Consider the following 225-nt stretch of genomic DNA (forward strand, 5'->3'; position numbering starts at 1 on the left):
GATTAAGGTAGACCTTTTACAAAATGGTACAGTGATTGCGATGCAAGAAGTAAGTAAAGCAACAGGCTGGAAATACGAATTCAAAGATTTAGCAGCGTATGATGCAGAAGGAAAGGCATACAAGTATGAAGTGAAAGAGCAAACAGTCCCAGGATATGAATCAAAAGTAAGTGGTACTGACATCACAAATACAAAAGTAGGCGAAACAAAAGTAGAAGGAACGAA

At 37.8% G+C, this 225-nt stretch carries 1 protein-coding gene; it reads left to right on the forward strand.

The window, feature by feature from the left end; translation table 11 throughout:
• Position 1: 1 nt before the first annotated feature.
• Positions 2–225: Cna B-type domain-containing protein (locus tag MR083_RS27395; protein ID WP_313954468.1), on the forward strand; the 224-nt coding region annotated here is incomplete at its 3' end.

The organism is Bacillus cereus group sp. BfR-BA-01408, assembly GCF_022663305.1.
In the GTDB taxonomy this organism is placed as follows: domain Bacteria; phylum Bacillota; class Bacilli; order Bacillales; family Bacillaceae_G; genus Bacillus_A; species Bacillus_A pacificus.